This window comes from Ensifer adhaerens (assembly GCF_002940685.1).
In the GTDB taxonomy this organism is placed as follows: domain Bacteria; phylum Pseudomonadota; class Alphaproteobacteria; order Rhizobiales; family Rhizobiaceae; genus Ensifer; species Ensifer adhaerens_E.
Genome location: NZ_PNFP01000002.1, coordinates 157,654 through 176,417 on the forward strand (window position 1 = coordinate 157,654; position 18,764 = coordinate 176,417).

At 63.9% G+C, this 18,764-nt stretch carries 16 protein-coding genes and 1 other RNA gene; 9 read left to right on the forward strand and 8 right to left on the reverse strand.

What is annotated here, in order from left to right; all coding sequences use genetic code 11:
- Positions 1-121: 121 nt before the first annotated feature.
- The 4 genes from C1A35_RS03935 to C1A35_RS03950 all read right to left on the reverse strand — a co-directional run bounded on the left by C1A35_RS03935 (position 122) and on the right by C1A35_RS03950 (position 4,449).
- Complete coding sequence (locus C1A35_RS03935) at positions 122-1,351, reverse strand: lytic murein transglycosylase (protein ID WP_104663431.1); 1,230 nt, start codon at positions 1,349-1,351, stop codon at positions 122-124.
- A 149-nt stretch (positions 1,352-1,500) separates the two neighbouring features.
- On the reverse strand, positions 1,501-2,286 hold the full coding sequence (locus C1A35_RS03940; RefSeq protein ID WP_104663051.1) for a glycoside hydrolase family 25 protein: 786 nt from the start codon (positions 2,284-2,286) through the stop codon (positions 1,501-1,503).
- Positions 2,287-2,526: 240 nt separating this feature from the next.
- Positions 2,527-3,162 carry a class I SAM-dependent methyltransferase gene (locus tag C1A35_RS03945; protein WP_104663052.1) on the reverse strand — a complete coding sequence of 212 codons (636 nt, stop codon included), beginning with the start codon at positions 3,160-3,162 and terminating at the stop codon, positions 2,527-2,529.
- 36 nt (positions 3,163-3,198) lie between these two features.
- A complete protein-coding gene (locus C1A35_RS03950) occupies positions 3,199-4,449 on the reverse strand; it encodes a DUF3419 family protein (protein ID WP_104663053.1) in 1,251 nt (416 codons plus the stop codon).
- Between the two features lie 178 nt (positions 4,450-4,627).
- Between C1A35_RS03950 and C1A35_RS03955 the strand changes: the two genes are divergently transcribed.
- Both C1A35_RS03955 and C1A35_RS03960 read left to right on the forward strand, forming a co-directional pair.
- Complete coding sequence (locus C1A35_RS03955; RefSeq protein WP_104663054.1) at positions 4,628-6,187, forward strand: putative bifunctional diguanylate cyclase/phosphodiesterase; 1,560 nt, start codon at positions 4,628-4,630, stop codon at positions 6,185-6,187.
- Between the two features lie 140 nt (positions 6,188-6,327).
- A complete protein-coding gene (locus tag C1A35_RS03960) occupies positions 6,328-7,680 on the forward strand; it encodes a serine hydrolase domain-containing protein (protein ID WP_104663055.1) in 1,353 nt (450 codons plus the stop codon).
- Positions 7,681-7,741: 61 nt separating this feature from the next.
- Here C1A35_RS03960 and C1A35_RS03965 read toward each other — a convergent pair whose 3' ends face one another.
- From C1A35_RS03965 to C1A35_RS03980, 4 genes are all read right to left on the reverse strand, one after another.
- Positions 7,742-8,788 (reverse strand): lytic transglycosylase domain-containing protein, encoded by a 1,047-nt coding sequence (locus C1A35_RS03965; RefSeq protein ID WP_104663056.1) that lies wholly within the window; start codon positions 8,786-8,788, stop codon positions 7,742-7,744.
- Positions 8,789-8,904: 116 nt separating this feature from the next.
- A complete protein-coding gene (locus C1A35_RS03970; RefSeq protein WP_104663057.1) occupies positions 8,905-9,540 on the reverse strand; it encodes a LysE family translocator in 636 nt (211 codons plus the stop codon).
- A 128-nt stretch (positions 9,541-9,668) separates the two neighbouring features.
- Positions 9,669-10,886 (reverse strand): pyrophosphate--fructose-6-phosphate 1-phosphotransferase, encoded by a 1,218-nt coding sequence (locus C1A35_RS03975; RefSeq protein WP_104663058.1) that lies wholly within the window; start codon positions 10,884-10,886, stop codon positions 9,669-9,671.
- 185 nt (positions 10,887-11,071) lie between these two features.
- Positions 11,072-12,175 (reverse strand): agmatine deiminase family protein, encoded by a 1,104-nt coding sequence (locus tag C1A35_RS03980; RefSeq protein WP_104663059.1) that lies wholly within the window; start codon positions 12,173-12,175, stop codon positions 11,072-11,074.
- A gap of 359 nt (positions 12,176-12,534) precedes the next feature.
- Here C1A35_RS03980 and C1A35_RS03985 point away from each other — a divergent pair, with 359 nt between their 5' ends.
- The 7 genes from C1A35_RS03985 (at position 12,535) to rsmH (ending at position 18,763) form a co-directional block, all read left to right on the forward strand.
- A complete protein-coding gene (locus C1A35_RS03985) occupies positions 12,535-13,242 on the forward strand; it encodes a J domain-containing protein (RefSeq protein ID WP_104663060.1) in 708 nt (235 codons plus the stop codon).
- Positions 13,239-14,003: an N-acetylmuramoyl-L-alanine amidase gene (locus C1A35_RS03990; RefSeq protein ID WP_104663061.1), complete on the forward strand. Its 765-nt coding sequence runs from the start codon at positions 13,239-13,241 to the stop codon at positions 14,001-14,003. The genes C1A35_RS03985 and C1A35_RS03990 overlap by 4 nt, the downstream gene beginning before the upstream one ends.
- 223 nt (positions 14,004-14,226) lie before the next feature.
- Positions 14,227-14,754, forward strand: a complete 528-nt coding sequence (locus C1A35_RS03995; RefSeq protein ID WP_104663062.1) for a lytic transglycosylase domain-containing protein — start codon at positions 14,227-14,229, stop codon at positions 14,752-14,754.
- Between the two features lie 227 nt (positions 14,755-14,981).
- Positions 14,982-16,172 carry an NAD(P)/FAD-dependent oxidoreductase gene (locus C1A35_RS04000; protein WP_104663063.1) on the forward strand — a complete coding sequence of 397 codons (1,191 nt, stop codon included), beginning with the start codon at positions 14,982-14,984 and terminating at the stop codon, positions 16,170-16,172.
- A gap of 104 nt (positions 16,173-16,276) precedes the next feature.
- Positions 16,277-16,676, forward strand: an RNA gene (gene rnpB / locus C1A35_RS04005) — RNase P RNA component class A.
- Positions 16,677-17,282: 606 nt separating this feature from the next.
- Positions 17,283-17,723, forward strand: a complete 441-nt coding sequence (mraZ, locus tag C1A35_RS04010; protein WP_060515924.1) for a division/cell wall cluster transcriptional repressor MraZ — start codon at positions 17,283-17,285, stop codon at positions 17,721-17,723.
- Between the two features lie 14 nt (positions 17,724-17,737).
- The gene (gene rsmH, locus C1A35_RS04015; protein ID WP_104663064.1) at positions 17,738-18,763 is read left to right on the forward strand and encodes a 16S rRNA (cytosine(1402)-N(4))-methyltransferase RsmH; all 1,026 of its coding nucleotides are present in this window, start codon (positions 17,738-17,740) and stop codon (positions 18,761-18,763) included.
- Position 18,764: the final 1 nt, after the last annotated feature.

Genomic DNA, 18,764 nt, shown 5'->3' on the forward strand with positions numbered 1-18,764 from the left:
GGTAGGGCAGGGGCGAACCGGCGGGCCTTCGCCGACCATGAGCCGATCGGCTGACGCGGCATGAAAAAACCCCGGAGATCGTTTCGATCTCCAGGGTCATGGTTTGAACGTCGGCTGATGCTCAGAGCGCGTTCAGGAGGTCCAGCGTCGCCCAGCCGTCGGCCGGGCGACCGAGGCGGAGCTGTTCCTTCTGCAATGCGGCGCGGGTGCCCGAGCCGAGGATGCCGTCGATCTTGCCGACGTCGTGGCCGAGCGTCTGCAGCTTGGTCTGCAGTGCCTTCATGCCGGTGTCGTCGAGGCCCGGTTCCGGATTGCCGCCTTCATAGGTCGGCGCGCCGCCGAGACGGGTCGCGAAATAGGCGGCAGAGGTCGTGTAGATGAACGACTGGTTCCATTCGAGATAGACGTTGAAGTTGGGGTAGGTGAGGAAGGCCACGCCCTTGCGGCCCTGCGGCAGCACCAGCGAGGCTTCAAGGTTGCCGAAGGCGGTGTCGCCGTTGCGCGGCTTGACGCCGAGCGCGAACCAGTCGCTGGCCTTCATGCCCGGCTGCAGGCCGGTCTTTTCCCAGGGGAGTTGCTCGGGAACGCTGACTTCCTGGATTACCGGCTGGCCAGCCTTGTAGCCGAGGCTCTGGATGAACTTGGCGGCGGTCAGGATCGCGTCGGGCGAGCTCTTCTTCAGGTTGACGTGGCCGTCGCCGTCGCCATCGACGCCATAGGCGATGATGTCTTCCGGCAGCATCTGCACCTGGCCGATCTCGCCGGCCCAGGCGCCGGTCGTCGTTGCCGGGTCGAGGTCGCCGTGCTGCACCATCTCGATGGCCGCGATCAGCTGCGGGCGGAACATTTCCGGTCGGCGGCAGTCATGCGACAGCGTCACAAGCGCATCGCGGGTGTTGAAGTCGCCCTGGACGGCACCGAAGTCGGTTTCCATCGCCCAGAAGGCGGTGATGACGGGCGCCGGCACGCCGAATTCCTTCTCGGCGCGGGCAAAGACGTCGGCATATTCCTTCATCTTCTGCTGGCCGATATCGAGGCGCGACTTGCTGACGGTGCGCTTGGAGAATTCGGTGAAGGTCTGCTTGAAGACGCCCTGCGTACGGTCGCGGCTCAAGACCTTTTCGTTGATCGCGGCACCGGCAAGCGCCCGGTCGACGACATCGGCCGGAACGCCCTTGGCGACCGCCTCTGCCTTGACGCCCTGCAGGAAGGCGCCGAGATCGCCGCCGCAGGCGACAGCCGGGGCTTTTGCCTGAGTGCTGGTCGGTGCTGCGGCCTGGGCGGACGCGGCGGAGGCGATCAGCGCCAGAAGCGCGACGGAGGTGAGGGCGCGCCTGGTGGTGCGGTTCATCATAAATTCCTTTCTTTGCCGTGGGGCGCGACGCGCCACCACGGGCAGCCAATTGCTGGATGCAAAATCTGTCGTTGCTCTTTCAGAGCATTATGACCGAAAGAAGAAAACGGGCCTGCCTGCCGCAGTTGTCGGCAGGAATGTCGGTCTCACTTCGGCTGCGAGACCGCCGCGACCCAGTTCTTCCAGTTTTTCGCCGAGCCGGCGAAGACATTGATGTCGGTGGCGCCGTCAATACCGGGGATGACCCCGGTGCTGGTGTATTGCCAGAACGCCCAACGGCGCTCGACATAGACCTCACCCGGATGCTTGGCGACCGAACGCACCCAGAAGTGATGTTCCTTGAACTGGTCGACGAGATTGTCGCGGTGGAAGTCGACCGAGGTGTAGATGATCGGGCGTTTGCCGTAATGGGCTTCGAGCCGGTCCATGAAGCGCTTCATCTCGACGCGGACCTCATCCGGCGAGGGACGGTGGCGGCAGGTCTTCGATTCGCCGTTCCACTCGACGTCCAGAACCGGCGGCAGGTAGACCGCGCTCTTCGGCACGTTGGCGATGAACCAGTCGGCCTGGTCGTCGGCGGTCGAGCAGAAATAGTAGAAGTGATAGGGCGCATAGGGGATGCCGGCGGCACGCGCCTTCTGCCAGTATTCGCCAAAGCGGGTATCGACCCGGTCCTTGCCCTCCGTCGCCTTGATGAAGGCGAAGGAAACGCCCGAATTCTTGACCTTCGTCCAGTCGATATCGCCATTCCATTTCGAAACGTCGATGCCGTGGACGTTGTGGTGCTGGGGCGTGCGATCGCCGAAGTTTTGCGGATCGGTGTCGTGGAAGCGCGGCGGGATCGATGCCGTCTGCATCAGGTCATAGTCGGTCGACGAGCAGCCGGAAAGAAGAGTGGCAAGGGGCAGCAGAGCCAGGAGAAGCCGGCGCATGATTTTCCTGTCTAGAGACAATCGATGATCCTGCCTCACACGATGGCTTCCTGTCGGTGATTTCCCCTGTGAGGCGTGAACCTCATTTTCACCATATCATCGTAAAAATTGAGTTAGCTCAAGCGGGAATTGCGGGCGGCATCCCCCAGCGCGAAAGCGCCGAAACCAGGCGGTTTCGGCGCTTTCCAGGGCAGGCTGTCCCCATGGGGCATGAAAACCGCCGGGTGAATGGCTACCGTCCTAGGCGGCGATCGCCACGGCCGGGCGGTGATAGACGGCAAGCCAGGCATAGCCGCGGCCGATCGCGCGCCGCTCCAGATCGGCGCCATTTGCCCGGGCTTTTTCGCGCAGCACGTCGAACAGGCGCTCGCGCGGCGTCACGTGGAAGCGGTTCAGCCAGCCGTGCAGCGCCCGGCGGAAGCTCGTCGGCAGACGCTCCTGCTGGCCGAAATCGGCAATGTGCAGCGAGCCGCCCGGATTGAGTGCCGCGATCGCCGCATCGATCGCCTTCTGCCAATCGGGGATCATCGACAGCGAGTAGGAGATGACGATGTGGTCGAACCCCCTTTCGCCGAAGGCCGCCGGGTCGAAATCGGTTGCGTCGGCGACGTGGAGCGTGGCGCGCCTCTTGCCGCCGCGATTGAGCTTCGCGTCGGCCGACGTCAGCATTTCCTGGGATATGTCGAGCCCGAACAGGCGGGCCGACGGAAAACAGCGGCCGATCAGTGCCAGATTGCGCCCGGTGCCGCAGCCGACCTCGAGCACCGAGGCGCCGGAGGCCGGGTTCATTTCGCGGATCAGCGTGTCGCGGCCGAAGAGATAGTACTTCCGTGTCAGATCGTAGAAGTGCCGCTGGTAGCGGTACATGTGGTCCATGCGCCGCGCGTGGGAGATCCCGGCCTGTTGCACGTCTCAGCCCTTCTTGCGGTAGATGTGGAAGCCGCCATAGATGGCGGAGCGGTCGTCGGCGCCGAGCCTCAACGAGGCCTCGGCGTCGTAGTGCCACTGGTCGAGCAGCGCCGACGAGACGCGGCCCGGCAGGATGCTGTCTTCGGCGGCCGTGCGGAAGATCACGACAGCACCTTCATCCGCCGTGCGGGTGATTTCCGTCCAGAGGTCGTTCAGCTGCTGATCGGTCATCCAGTCCTGCGCATCGAGCAGGATATAGCGGTCGACGGAGCCCGCGGATTTGCCCGCGAGAAGTTCGGTGAAGCTCGCATGGCGCACCTCGACGCGATCGGCATTGTTGCGGATCGCCTCATAGGCCCGGGCATCGAGATAGGGCGGCAGGTCGCCTTCGTGCGGCAGCGGGTAGCGCCGGCCGAAGGCCTGCCAGGCGAAGTAGTTTTCGCGCAGCGGGAAGTGACAGGTGAGCTTTTCGAGGCGATGGCGCAGCACGGCGGCCAGCGACTTCTCGGCACTCAGGCTTGCAAGTTCGTCGAACTGCTGCGGCGGGATGCCAAGACCGAAGAGCGAACTCTTGCGCCCGGTGATCCAGCGGATGACGGGACGATCGAAAAGCGGCGCCAGACGCTCGTCGAAGAACTGGCGCTGTTCGCGCATGGAGCGCGCCTTGACGAATTCCTCCGGGTTGACGCCGTGCAGGCGGGCAAGCACGTGGCTTGCGGCAATGAAGCGGCCGAGCAGGCCGGTGCGGTAGATGTTGCGGTTAAAGACGCCGATGCGCCGGCGGCCGGTCATGTCGCGGCCGTTCCAGTAGCCGAGCGTCGCCGCGTCGAGCTTCGGCGCGATGAACAGGTCGAAGGCCTGGACGTTGGTCGCCGTGCCTTGCGTCGCCAGGAAACGGGCGACGTCCTTGTGGCTCGGCAGATGGCGGAAGGCCGCAAGCTTCAGGCGGTTCAGCGCGATGTGATGCGGGTTGAGGTCGACGACGTCGATGCTGCGCGGGCCGGCCGAGAGATAGGTCAGCATGTTGCAGCCGCCGGAGCCGATGGTGACGATCCGGCTTTCCGGGGTCAGGCGCATCGCCTCCATGTCGACGATCGGATCTTCCCAGATCTGCGGATAGACGAGGCCCGAAAAGAGCAGGCCGAACAGGCGTTCCGAGAAGCCTGCGAACGAGAGGGTCTTGTGCTGGAGCAGGGCGTTTTTCAGCTTCGGATTTTTTCTGCCAAAGCCAACGTCGGGAGCGAGTTCATTCATCTCTGCCGGTCATCCAGTTGAAACTTAGGCGCTTCTAAAGTGACTCGGCTACACTTTGATGACGGGCTTTCCCACAGGGTCTGGACGGCCTCCGGAGCGCAAATCTACAATTTTTCACCCATAAGAATTCATTAAACCCTGACGTGCTAGCACCTCCTCACATACGGGGGGCGTCGACATGATGTTAAGTACGTTTCTGCCGAAGCCCGAGCAGCGATTTGCGGCTGCCGGCGCGGCATTGGGGGCTCTGGTTTCGGCGGCCTGGCTCGCCAGTGGAACCGCTCTTCCCGGCGAGATGGCGCCGCATTGGGATGTCCCCGCCGTGCTGGCGGCCGGCGCCATGCCCTTTGTTCTCGGCGGTTCCTTCTATCGCTGGCGCTACTCGCGCCGGCTCGAGCTGGAGTTGCGCGCAGCGCGGCGCGCCGAGCGCCGCCTGCGCAACGAGGTCCACCGCGACAAGCTGACGGGGCTTGCAAACCGCGCAGCGCTCGAGGTCGACATCAGCCAGGCGCTTTGCGCGGAAGGTGCAGCGTTTGCGCGCAACGCCTTGCTTCTTCTCGATCTCGACCGCTTCAAGATGATCAACGATACGCTGGGGCACGACGCCGGCGACAGGCTGCTGGCGCTGTTCGGCGGCCGTCTCAAACGTGCCTTTGCCGGCGAGGCGACCGTCTATCGCCTCGGCGGCGACGAGTTCGTGCTTGCGGCCGCGCGTGCGCCATCCCAGGCCGATGCGGAAATGCTCGCTATGCGGGTGGAGAGGCTGTTCGAAGCGCCGTTCGACCTCGGCGAAACGCGCGTCGCTTCCGGCTGCAGCATCGGCATCGCCTTCATCGAGCGGGCGGACAAGTCGACATCCGACGTCTTGAAGCGGGCGGATCTGGCGCTCTACGAGGCCAAGGCGATCAGCGGCAACAGCCATGCCTTCCACTCCGAAACCCTGTCCCGTGCCATGCGGCTCAAGGCGGAAGCCGAGCGCGATCTCACGCGCGGTTTCGCGGAGGATGAGTTCTTTCTCGTATTCTTGCCGATCCTTAGCATCGAAAGCGGATCCATCCGCGGGTTCCAGGCGCTCTTGCGCTGGCGGCATCCGCAGCTCGGCGTCATCGATGCGGAAACGTTCGAGCCGCCGGAGCAGAGCGCGATCACGCGGTCGCTGGGCGCCTGGGCGCTTCAGACGGCCTGCAGGCAGGCGGCGATCTGGCCCCAGCCGAAGGGGCTGACGGTCGCTCCCTTCGTCCCGCAACTGCGCGACCGCGACTTCGTCGCACAGGTGGAGCGGTGCCTTGCGGAGGCGGACCTTTCACCGGAGCGCCTGACGATCGAGGTTGCCGAAGGCGTCTCGACCGACGACCTCGCCGTTGTCGCGGAAAACCTGCGGGGACTGCGCGCGCTCGGCGTTCGCGTCGCTCTTGGCGGCGGCTCCGCCTCGTCGCTGCCGTTGAACCAGATCTCCGACGTGGAGCCCGACCAGGTGACCGTCGACCTTGCAGCCGTGCGGGCGGCGCACGGAAGCGAGCGCAGCGTGGCGCTGCTCGCCTGCTTGATCAAGACCGGGCAGGTGCTGCGGCTTTCGATCGCCGTCAATGGCGTCGAAAAGGAAAGCGAGGCGGATTGCGCGCGGGCCTGCGGTGCTATCGAGATCCGCGGCCCCTGGGTTTCGCCTGTTATGGCTGACGTGTCGGTGCTCGTCGGCGATGGCGGAATGGAAGAGGCTTACCGCGCCGTCCGGGCGTGAGGGACTTTGTGTCCCGACCTCGGAAGCAATGCACTTTTTCGTGCCTGCGCGCGCCGTTCTAAAATGAAAAGTTGAGCCGGCCGGGGCTTTCCCTTCCGCAAAAATGCTGGTTCTCTTTGCGCATCAGGCCGGAGGACCGCATGGGACGCTTGTTGAAGATATCGAGTGCTGTGCTGGCGCTGATTGTCGCCGCGCTGTTCGGCTGGCTTGCGCTGGCGCCGCCGGAACTGCTGAAGGTCGGCGACGGCTATGCGGCGAAAATCGTCTGTTCCAACGTGTTCATCGCCGGCCGTGACGCCCAGGCGGTGCTCGCCGACGACGTGCAGGCGCCGGGGCATCCCTTGCTCAAGCTCGTGCGCGTCGGCGTCGACAGCGAGAAGCAGATGGTGACAGCGCGCATCCTCGGTTTTGCGGCAGCCGGTTATGCGGCCTATCGCCCGGGCGCCGGCTGCGCCAGCCTGCCGGACGGCGTTGCCGCGGGTCTGTCGCCGATCGAGACAAAAACTGCCGCGGCAGCACCCCTGCCGGGCGCGGCCTGGCCGGAAGGCGAGGGGGCTGCGATCGATCCGGCCCTGCAGAAGCTCGTAGAGGATGCGGATCTCGCCGGGCCTGGCGTGCGGGCGATCGCCGTGATCCGCGATGGCCGGCTGGTGGCCGAAACCTATGGCCAGGGATTTGATCGTTCGACGCCGCTGCTCGGCTGGTCGATGACCAAGTCGGTAACGGCGGCGCTGATCGGCCTTCGGGTCGCCGAGGGGCGCATGGAGGTTTCGCGCGCCGACCTGCTGCCCGAATGGGCCGGGGACGAGCGGGCCGCCATCACCCTTGCCGACCTGATGGGGATGCAGAGCGGGCTCGCCTTCAACGAGAATTACGGCGACGTCACCGACGTGACGCGCATGCTTTACCTTGAAAGGGACATGGCAGGCTTTGCCGCAACGCGAACACTTGGCGCCAAGCCCGGCACGACGTTCAGCTATTCGAGCGGCACAAGCACGCTCCTGTCGCGGATCTGGATGCGAACGTTCGACGACCCGGCGGCAGCGCTCGCCTTTCCTTATGACGCGCTGTTTGCACCGCTCGGCATGACGAGCGCCGTTCTGGAGACGGACGAGAGCGGTACCTTCGTCGGCTCGTCCTATATGTATGCAACGGCGCAGGACTGGGCGCGTTTCGCCCAGTTTCTGCTGCAGGACGGTGTCTGGAAGGGGAGGGCGATGCTGCCGAAGGACTATGTCGCCTTCATGCGCGCGCCGACCAAGGCATCGGGCGGAAAATACGGCCAGGGCCAGGTATGGCTGGAGGAAAACGGCGTGCGGGCGGGAACTGGCAGTTTCCCGGCGGATGCCTTCTGGATGCTCGGCCATGACGGCCAGGCGATCATGCTCGTGCCTTCGCTGAAACTGGCGGTGGTGCGGCTGGGGCTCACGCCCTCGCGTCTCGGCTACGACGTGCAGAAACTGAACGGCAAAATAATAGAGGCGCTCGATTGAGCGCCTCGCAAGGGAAATTCCAGAAACGGTGAGAAGCGGCGGGCGAGCCGGGCTGGCCGGCTCACTTCATGCCGAGTTCCTCAAGCAGACCCTTGCGCTTGGCGTGGTAGTAATAGCCACTCGCATAGAGCTTGACCGCGCCGTCGTGCTGGTTGTCGGCCACCATCCAGGCGCCGTGCAGGTACTTCGTCGCGTATTTGATGTTGGTCTCGGCGTCGAAGAGACCTTCCGCCGGACCGTCATAGCCGAGGCCCTTGGCGGTGTTGTAGCGGATCTGCATCAGGCCATAATTGCCCTTGCTGTAGGCGCGCGGGTTGTAGTTGCTCTCGCGCTTGACGACGCGGTGCACCAGTTCCACCGGAATGCCATTGAGGTCGGCATAATACTTGATCAGCTTGTCGAGTTCGGGACGCGAGCTGGTCGGCGTGTTGGTAAACTTCATCGAATCCGGGATGACGTTGGCGACGGCGGCCACCGTCGAGCCGATGACGCCGGTCTTCGGGCGCTCGGTCGGCACGATCATGCGGTTGGCGACCAGCGTTTCGAGACCGACCGGTTCGCCGGTGTCGAAGTCCGATTCCATTGCAGCGGCAACCGCGAGCGTGGAAACCGGAAGATCCTGGACGCGGGCCGTCTTGGTCGCCACAGGCGAGATGGCAGTGGCTGCCATCTGCGTTGCATTGCCCGAGGCCGGGGCTTCGGCTGCGGCAATCGCAGCGCCTGCGCCGGTCTGCGTTGCAGGCGCAACCATGGCAAGCGCCATGGTGTCGCCGGGCTTGGCCGCGGGAACCGCGACCAATGCGGGGGCGGCTGCGGCGCCCTGCGCCAGGTCGGTTGCGACCGGGTAGGTCGTAGCCATGCCGGTCGTCGTTGCGGCCGTCTGGGCGACAAGTGCTGCGCTGGTCGCGGTGGCCACACCATCAGGCGTGGGCAGCGCATAGGCCGTCATCTCGGTGCCGGGCTTTGCGAGCGGGGTGACCGTCTGCACGGCCGTCAATTCTGCAAGCGACGTGTGCTCTACCGTTGAGCATCCCGAGACGATGGTCGCAGACAACAATGCTGCCACGCCAAACGTCTGTTTGGAAAGGGAAATACGGTAATTCGCCATTCTGTCACTTTCGTGCTTCTGGGCCCCGTAGCCCCTGCAAATCAGCGGTTGCCAGCCGCCAAGCGTGAATCTCCATTAACCTATGAGGCTGGCGGCGGCAAGCGTGGGGTCGAATTTCAGGCCGTGGCCCGCTTCATCGTGGCCGTCAGAAGCCCGGCGCCAATCAGCATGGAGCCACCGGCGCGGTTGACGATTCGCCGCACATTCGGCTTGGAAATCGTGCTGCGGGCGGCGGTCGCAAGGGCTGCATAGAGGCTGGCATTGAGGATCGCGAGCGTGAGGAACGTCAGCTCGAAAATCGCCATCTGGGGAATGAGCGGCTGGCTGAGATCGAGGAACTGCGGCAGGAAGGCGACGAAGAAGACGATGCTCTTCGGGTTCAGCGCAGTCACCGCATAGGTGTGAAAGAAGATGCGAAGCGGGCGTTCCGTCGACGTGCTTTCGAGGTCGGCGTCGCCGCCGGCGGCCACCGGCGCGCGCCAGAGCTTGATGCCGAGCCAAATGAGATAGGCAGCGCCCACCCATTTCAAGACGGTGAAGATGGCGGCAGAGGTGGCGAGCAGGGCGCCGAGGCCGAGCATGGAGGCGGTCATGGCGGTGAAATCGCCAAGCGCCACGCCGGCGACCGTCGCGCCCGCCGTCTTGCGGCCATGGCCGAGCGCATAGGAAATGACGAGGAGAATGGTGGGGCCGGGGATGGCGAGCAGCACGGCCGAGGCCGCGGCAAAGGCAAACCAGTGTTCGAACGACATGAAAAAGCTCCGCGCTAAAGGTGGTGTTCGGCAATCAATTCGCCGAGCCAGCCACGGAAACGCGGAGCCGTCAACGTCTAATCAGGCGTTGTCGGCGGATGGCATATGCACCCGCCGGCAAGTGTCGGTCAGTGCTTCTGGGCCTGCCACTTCTGGCCGATGACGTCCATGACTTCGCCGAACCACTTGGTCGAGGTGTCGAACTGCTTGCCGCCCTTGATGCGCGGGAACTCGATCGTGCGCAGCTTGCCGCCCTGATCCTCGTCGTGACCCGTCACGCCCGAGACCTTGTTGAGCGCGCTTTCGACGGCAAGGTCGACCATGCTCTGGATCAGGCGCAGGTCGTCGCCGTTGGCCGGGGCCGAGCGGGCGTAGTAGCCGGATTTCTGCACCATCGAGCGCTCGGCGCCGAGAAGGGCTGCGAACTGCTTGGAGAACCAGTTGCCGACATTGATCGTGTCGATCTTCACATGGCCGAAGGCATCGCGCTTGATCGTTTCGCCGGCCGCTTCCCGTTCGGCGACGATCGCGTCGAGGCAGGCACCTTCGCTGACGAACAGCGTGACGAAGCCGGTGCGGTCCATGACTTTGCGCAGGCGATCGGCTTCGCCCTGCAGATCGAACTTCATCTCCGGCAGGTAAAGGCCGTCGATGTTCTTCATTTGCCGGTTCATCATGAAGCCGTCGACGAATTCCTTGTCGTCGGTCATCTGGATATAGGAACGGGCGGTGGCCGCCGTCAGCCAGCCGCTGTGGCGGCCCATAACTTCATGGACGACGAGCGTGCGCGGGGCGGCACTCTGTTCGTTGCTGACATTGTCGAAGAAGCGGGCGCCGTATTCGGCAGCCGTCCAGGCGCCGAGCGTCTGGCGGATCGGAACGACGTCGTTGTCGACGGTCTTCGGCAGGCCGACCACGGTCAGGTCGTAGCCGTTGGCGCCGAGATAGGCGGCAAGGTCGGCCGCGGTCGTGTTGGTGTCGTCGCCGCCGATGGTGTGGAGGATCGAGATGCCGTCCTTGGCAAGCCGCTCGGCCGCGATCCGCAGCGGGTTCTCACCTTCCTTGACGAGGCCGCGCTTGACGCAGTCGGCGGCGTTGGTGAGCTTGACGCGGCTGTTGCCGATCGGCGAGCCGCCGTGGCGGTGCAGGATATGGGCCTTCTCGCGCATGTCGCGGGTGATTTCGATGCGATCGGCCAGGAGCAGGCCCTGGTATCCGGAGCGATAGGCGACCAGTTCGTATTCGGGTGCTACGTCCGTATAGCGCTCGATCAGTCCCCCAACAGCGGATGACAGGCAGGGCGCGAGCCCGCCGGCCGTCAGCATTGCGACTTTTTTCTTGGCCATGTTTCCTCCTCGGGACTTTGGCATGCGATAGTTGGGCCTCCATAACCCAAATCAGATGGAAATTAAATGACGGGCCTGTGTGACGACGGTGTAAAAATGCCGCCGCCGGATCGGTGAAGGAACGTCGGACGGGGCAGGGGCGATCGAACTTCCGCTTGTGCCGGGTTGTCGAGCCGCCCGCAGCGCTACGCCGGTTGCTGTTGCGTCGTACAATGGATGCCGCCGCCGCCCGCCGCGATGCCGTCGATGTTCAGCTGGATGATCTGGCGGTCCGGAAACAGATCGGACAGCACGTCGCGGGTGTTTTTGTCCGCGTCGCGGTCGCCGAACTCCGGCGCAATGACCGCCCCGTTGCAGACGTAGAAATTGATGTAGCCCGCAGCGAAATCCCGGTTCTCATAATCTTCGCGGATCTGTTCCGGCCCCGGCAGGGTGACCACCTTCAGCCGCCGGCCGCGGGCGTCGGTCGCGTCGCGCAGGATCTCCAGGTGCCTCCGCATGACGTCGTGGTCGAAGGAGTCCGGATCATTGTCCAGGCCGGCGACGACAACGCCGGCGCCGGCAAAGCGCGCGTAGAAGTCGGTATGGCCATCCGTAATGTCCATGCCGGCAATGCCGGGCAGCCAGATGATCTTTTCCAGGCCGAGGAGCCGGAACAGCTCTTTTTCGCAGGCGGCTTTGCTGACGCCCGGATTGCGGTTGGGATTGAGCACGCAGCTTTCGGTGATGATCGCCGTGCCGTCCCCGTCCACCTCGATGCCGCCGCCTTCCAGAACCAGTTCGGTCTCGATCAGGTGCGCCTCTGCCTCTTGCGTCACTAAACCGGCAACCTTGGCGTCCCTGGCGTGGCTTTGCTTCTCGCCCCAGCCGTTGAAATTGAAGTCGACGCCAGCAAGCTCGCCGGACGCGCTCTTGACGAATACCGGACCGGTATCGCGCATCCACAGATCATCGATCGGCTGGACGACGAGATTGACGCTCGGCCCGCAGAGCCGCTCGGCCAGAGCCTGGTCTTCCTCGCGAACGAGCATGTTGACCGGCTCATGCGCAGCGATGGCCTTGGCGATCTCCGCCAGGTTTTCCTGTGCGACAGACTTCAGCCGCTTGCCCCAGATCCTGTTGCTGGGGCCGAACGCCATCCAGGTTGCGGCGTGGGGTTCGCCTTCCTCCGGCATCCGCCACCGCCCCGTCTCTCCCTGTGCCCGCGCCGGGCCGCCTTCGGCGCTCGCCGTGAGCATGCCGCCTGCGGCCAGTGCGCCCTGCGCAAGTACGGCTCTGCGTGACAGCATTCTTTCCTCCAACGTGCGCGCTGCGCCTTCATAAATTGCGTCGGTGCTTTTGACGTGAACCGGAACAAAGCGGCAAAATTTCTATCGCGACGACCGCAAGCCATACGTCAACGGGTCGGTTTCAGACATGTCAGCCGGTGGGACGCCTTCAAAGCCCGAAGCATCGCCCTTTCGGGTGAGGTGCTGTTCCCAAGGGAACAGCATTCCACCGCTTGGCTGTCGCAAGTTTCAAATCGATGGATTGACAATAGTGAGGTGCCATCACAAATTCGGCATCCTCGTGGTTTGAGCCGTGCCACCGCTTGCAATTTGCCACCACAATAGTCCATGCTATAAGCTGGAGAGACAGGGATTCTCGCATGTCATTCTGGGATAGCCTCCTCAAGATCGTTACCGCCACCGGCAATGCGCTTGCCGGCGTGGTCGAGGCTGTGCGCACTCTATTTGAGGGCGACCCGGAGACACGGCGCAAGGTTGCCTTCTCCGTGGCGATGATCGCGCTTTCGGCCAAGATGGCCAAGGCCGACGGCATTGTCAGCGAGGCCGAGGTCGCCGCCTTCCGTGACATCTTCCAGTTCCCGCCCGATCAGGCGCAGAATGTGGCGCGTCTCTACAACCTCGCGCGCCAGGACGTCGCCGGCTACGAGGCCTATGCCGAGAAGATGGCGTCGCTGTGCTCGTCCTGCGAGCACAACTGCCCCATCCTCGAGGACATCGTCGACGGCCTGTTCCACATCGCTAAGTCCGACGGTGCCGTGCATGAGCGGGAGCTCGCCTTCCTGCTGCGGGTCGCCGACATCTTCGGCATGGACGAGGCGCATTTCGAACGGATCATGGCCCGTCATGTGCATGGCGACGGTCGCGACCCCTATCAGGTGCTCGGCGTTTCGCGTAAGGATGATTTCTCCGACATCCGCAAGCGCTACCGTGTGCTGGTTTCGGAAAACCATCCCGACATGCTGGTCGCCCGCGGCGTGCCGCATGAATTCCACGCGATCGCCAATGATCGCATGGCGGCGCTCAACGCCGCCTACGAGGCGATCGAGAAAGAACGCCGAGCTGCATGACTTCTAGATACTGCGACTATCCGGGGGCCCGCTTCATGCCGTCGCCGAATTTCGGCGACCGCGTCGGTGAGCGCGCCCCGGATATGATCGTGCTGCACTATACCGGCATGCCGACCGGCGCTTCGGCGCTCGAATGGCTGTGCCGGGAAGAGAGCCAGGTCTCCAGCCATTATTTCGTGCACGAGGATGGGCGCGTCGACCAGCTCGTGCCCGAGGCGCGCCGTGCCTGGCACGCGGGCAAGAGCTTCTGGAAGGGCGAGACCGACATCAACTCCTGCTCGATCGGCGTCGAGATCGCCAATCCCGGCCATCCCGGCGGATTGCCGGACTTTCCGGAAAAGCAGATCGAGGCGGTCGTCGAATTGTGTCGGGACTGTGGCCAGCGGTGGTCGATCGCGCCTGAAAGGGTGCTGGCGCACAGCGATATCGCTCCCATTCGCAAGGTCGACCCCGGAGAAAAATTTCCCTGGCACGTGCTTCATCGCGAAGGGGTCGGCCACTGGGTCGAACCGGCTGCGATCGGCGGCGGGCGCTTCTTTCAGCGCGGCGACCGCGGCCAGCCGGTGGAGGCCATCCAGTCGATGCTGTCGCTCTATGGTTACGGCATTGATGTGACTGGTGATTTCTGCGAAAAAACCGAGGGCGCGGTGGCCGCGTTCCAGAGGCATTTCCGGCAACAAAGGGTGGACGGCATCGCCGACATCTCAACCCTCGATACGCTGCACCGCCTGCTTTCCGGACTGCCGCAGTTCATCGCCTGAGGCGGAAGATTTTTTCGTCCCTATCCGGCTTCCCGGAACGTTCTTTGCGCATTTTTTTAGCTTTGCCACATGTTTACCATGATGCGCCGTTCATTTCCCGATCATTGGAACTGCAGGAGCATCAGGGCGCAAGGCTCACTTCCTGTGAATGAAACGATCGGGAAGTGAGGCTCGAAGCGGGGTGCGCTTCGCTCCATTCCCCAGACCGGAGAATTCAAACTACATGAGAATTTCGTCTGTTGCTGCGGTGGCGGCATGCCTTGGCATGTTCTTCGCCGGGATGGGTACGTCGTATGCGGGGAACGTCGACAAGACCATCAAGACCTCATCCATCCCAACCGTCACCCGGACCACAGGCTTTCCGAAACCGGACCTGCCGCAGAACGTCAAGTACACGGCCCTCATCAAGAGCTACGCCAAGCAGTACGGCGTTCCGGTCGACCTGGCGCATGCGGTCGTCAAGGTCGAGAGCAACTTCAATCCCAAGGCACGCGGCAGCGCCGGCGAAATCGGCCTGATGCAGATCAAGCCCGCAACGGCTCGCATGATGGGCTATTCCGGTTCCTCCAAGGGTCTCTACGACCCGGAAACCAACATCAAGTTCGGCATGATGTATCTCGCCAAGGCGCACGATCTGTCCGGCGGCACCACCTGCGGCACCATCCTCAAGTACAATGCCGGCCATGGCGCCAAGCGCATGAACCCGGTTTCCAAGCGCTACTGCGGCAAGGTCCAGGACATCATCGACTGAGCGGTCTGATGTCTGGCGCAGGCGAAGCTTCGCCCGCGCCGCAAAAGCTTCGTCCGCCTGCGGCCATTGTGGTCGGGGCGGGTGCTCTTGTCGGACAGGTCTCGCGTTCCGGCACTTGCAGGAAAAGGGCGCATTCGGCGCGCCGCGGTTGAATTTCTTCCACCGTCACAGTGTCATGCCGGCGACGGCGTGCTATCTCCGCTGAGCAATACGGACGGGAGAAGGGCATGTCGGAGAGCTTCGATTTCATTGTCGTCGGCAAGGGCATGATGGGCGCCGCCGCCGCCCGCCACCTGGCTTTGTCAGGCGCGCGCGTCGCGCTCGTGGGTCCGGATGAGCCGATCGACCGGGCCAGCCATTCCGGCGTCTTTTCCAGTCACTACGACAATGCCCGCATCACCCGCACGATCGACGGCGATCCCGTCTGGGCGCGGCTTGCCAGGCGTTCGATCGAACGCTACCGCGAGATCGAACGCGAAAGCAACATCCCCTTCTATCACGAGGTCGGTTGCCTGATGGCAGGACCGGCGCCCGGCTCGAGCTACGACTATATCGAGCGAGTGGAAAGAGCGCGTGATGCGCTTGGCGTCGAGGCGCCGCTCCTGGACGGGGATAGGCTCTCGCGACGTTTTCCCTGGTTCCGTTTCCCCGTGGGAACCGCAGGCATCCACGAGCGCTTCGGCGCCGGTTACGTCAATCCGCGCGCGCTCGTCGCGGCGCAGGTCGTTTGCGCCGAATGGGCAGGCGCCAGGATCGTGCGCGAAGAGGTCCGCTCGATCTCGCAGACTGCGGGCGGCGTGGTCGTCACCACGCTCAACGGCGACCGACTGGCAGCTCCCCGGGCCATCGTCGCTGCCGGTGGTTTCTCTCTATCCGATACGCTGTTGCCGCGGCCGATCGATCTGACCGTGAAGGCCCGCACGGTGTTTTTCGCCGAAGTCGCGGAAGGCGACCTGCACGACTTCGAGGGCATGCCCTCGCTGATCGGCGCGGCGCCGGAACAGGAGAAGAGCTATTACCTGCTGCCGCCGGTCGTCTATGCGGACGGCAAGAGCTACATCAAGATCGGCGGCGATCCGACGGACCGGATCCTCGACGACGAGCCGGCGATACGGCACTGGTTCCGCGGGCCGGGCGGTGCCGTGGCGGCCGAGCATCTGCGCGGGCTGCTTTGCGAAGTGATGCCTGACTTCCAGCCCGTCTCCACCCATTTTTCGCCCTGCGTCACCGCGTTTACACGGCACGGGCTGCCCTATATCGGCTTTGCCGAGGGCGATCGCATCGCCGTCGTCACGGGCGGCAACGGCCAGGCGGCAAAAAGCTCCGACGAGATCGGCAGGCTCGGTGCCGTACTCGTGCTCAACGGCCGGATCGACGAGCCCGAATACGACGCGGATTTCGCCGTCGCCTTTCGCTAGGCCGGCGGCAACGACCCAAATCACTTCGATCTGTCCTGTTGGCCGCTGAAAACGGCTGCCGTTTTTTGTGGCGCAGGGCGGAGGCTTGCGTTAAGGAGCGCCTGCCAGTTGGCCGGGCAGCCGCGCTCCGCAAGTGCCGAAAGGCCGCGGGGGGAGGAAAGTCCGGGCTCCACGGAAGCACGGTGCCGGATAACGTCCGGCGAGGGTGACCTCAGGGAAAGTGCCACAGAAAGCAAACCGCTCCGCTTGCGGAGTAAGGGTGAAAGGGTGGGGTAAGAGCCCACCGCGGACATGGCGACATGGACGGCACGGCAAACCCCACCGGGAGCAAGACCGAATAGGGATGACGCGGGCGCGCAAGCGTCCAGCCTGTTTCCGGGCCAGTCATCCGGGTGGGTTGCAAGAGGCTGCGTGCAAGCGCAGTCCCAGATGAATGGCTGCCACGTTCCGTTGCTTTCGGGCAGCGGGGCCATACAGAACCCGGCTTACAGGCCAACTGGCGATTTCTTCTCTTTCTCCGATGAGGCGCGCGTGCGTCGCGGGCCCGGTCCAATGCGGCGGCTGTTTTCAGATTGCCCAAGGGAACGCCGTCGCCTGCCGCCGGCCGGACGAGTGCCCGGATCCCGGCAATTGTTCGGTTCCGCCATCCTGATTTGGCCTCGTGCGCCACGGCGGCGCTGGCTGCGGACGCGCCCGTTTTCTTCGTCGGGCGGTTTTCCCCGCCACCTGGGCGGTGCGCGGGCTCCCTGTTTCTGCACTTTTTCTCACATTCTGATTTTTCAACGATTTGAAGCTGTTCCGCCGTCGCATTCCCGGACAGTGGGGGTCTCTTCGTAACCCTTCGTTAAACTTAACAACCTATCAATATTTGATCAGCCCGACGGCTGTTTACGATCCATTCCCATTGACGCCCATATGGTCCCATGATATCCCATAATGGCACTGCGCAGGGGCTGCTTCGCGGCCCGACATCGCAAGATTCCAGTACCTTCCGGCTTCGGAAGGTGGTCGGGCATTCTACTGTCCGGCGGGGCTGTCTTGTGTGCGTGGTGACGTGTTCTCGCGGGTCGATGATCGTGGCCCGTCAGTCTTGGGCGGCCGTTTCGCGTCATGAACCGCTTCTTGTCACATGCCACCAATCGGATCGATGCGAAGGGGCGGGTCTCCGTTCCCTCGGCGTTTCGTTCCGTGCTGTCGGATGGGGGCGTTCGGGAGCTATACTGTTTTCAGGATTTCGTCTTTCCGGCGATCAGCGTCGGCGGACCGGAACTCCTGGATCGGTTCGAGAGGCAGATGGCGGCCGAGGATCCTTTTTCCCCGGAGGCCAACGAGATGTCGCTGCTGGTTCACGGCGGCGGGGTCTTCGTGAAGCTCGATCCGGAAGGCCGGTTGATGATGACGGATTTCATCCGCGACTTCACCGGGATCTCGACCGACGTGATGTTTGTCGGGCGGGGCGATTATTTTCAGCTCTGGGAGCCGCAGGCCTTTCAAAAGGCGCAGGCGGCGGCCCGGGAAGGGCGCAAGTCACGGGGGTTGCGTCCAGAATAGAATGGAGAGAGGGAATGGTGACGGATCAAGGCGGAGGTATTCCTGAAGCCGAAGGCGGACCGGTTCGTCACATTCCCGTCCTCTTGCCGGAAGTTCTGGCGGCCCTTGAGCCTGCGCCCGGCAAGGTCATTCTCGATGGCACCTTCGGTGCCGGCGGCTACAGTTCCGCAATCCTGAAAGCCGGCGCCGACGTGATCGCGCTCGACCGCGACCCGACGGCGATTGCCGCAGGGCAGGCGCAGGTCGCCGAATGGGGCGGTCGGCTGAAGCTCATTCACGCACAGTTTTCCGAACTCGCCGACCATGCGCCCGAGGGCGGGCTTGACGGTGTCGTGCTCGATATCGGCGTCTCCTCCATGCAGATCGACGAGGCCGAACGCGGCTTTTCTTTTCAGAAGAAGGGGCCGCTCGACATGCGCATGTCGGCGTCGGGCGTTTCTGCGGCCGATGTCGTCAACCGCGCCAAGGTCTCCGATCTCATCCGCATCTTCGGTTTTCTCGGTGAAGAGAAGCAGGCGGGCCGCATCGCCCGTGCCATCGAGAAGCGCCGCGCCGAGCAGCCCTTCGAGACGACCCGCGATCTTGCCGGCCTGATCGAGGTGGTGACGCCGCGCAAGGCCAAGGACAAGATCCATCCGGCGACCCGCGTGTTCCAGGCGCTGCGCGTCTTCGTCAACGACGAACTCGGCGAACTGGCAGAGGCGCTGTTTGCCGCCGAGCAGGCACTGAAGCCCGGCGGCCGTCTCGTCGTCGTCTCGTTCCATTCGCTCGAAGACCGCATCGTCAAAGCCTTCTTCCAGGATCGCTCCGGCAAGGCCGGCGGCTCGCGCCATCTGCCGATGGTCTCGGCGCGGGCGGCAACCTTCACGCCAGTTGGCAAGCCTATGGTGGCAGCCAGCGAGGAAGAAGCGTCCCTCAATCCGCGTGCCCGCTCCGCCAAGCTGCGCGCCGGCATCCGCACGCAGGCCGCGTCGCCGGGAAACGATCTGTCCATTTTCAATCTGCCGGAACTGGCAAGCCTTGCACGGCTGGGGGGCTGAC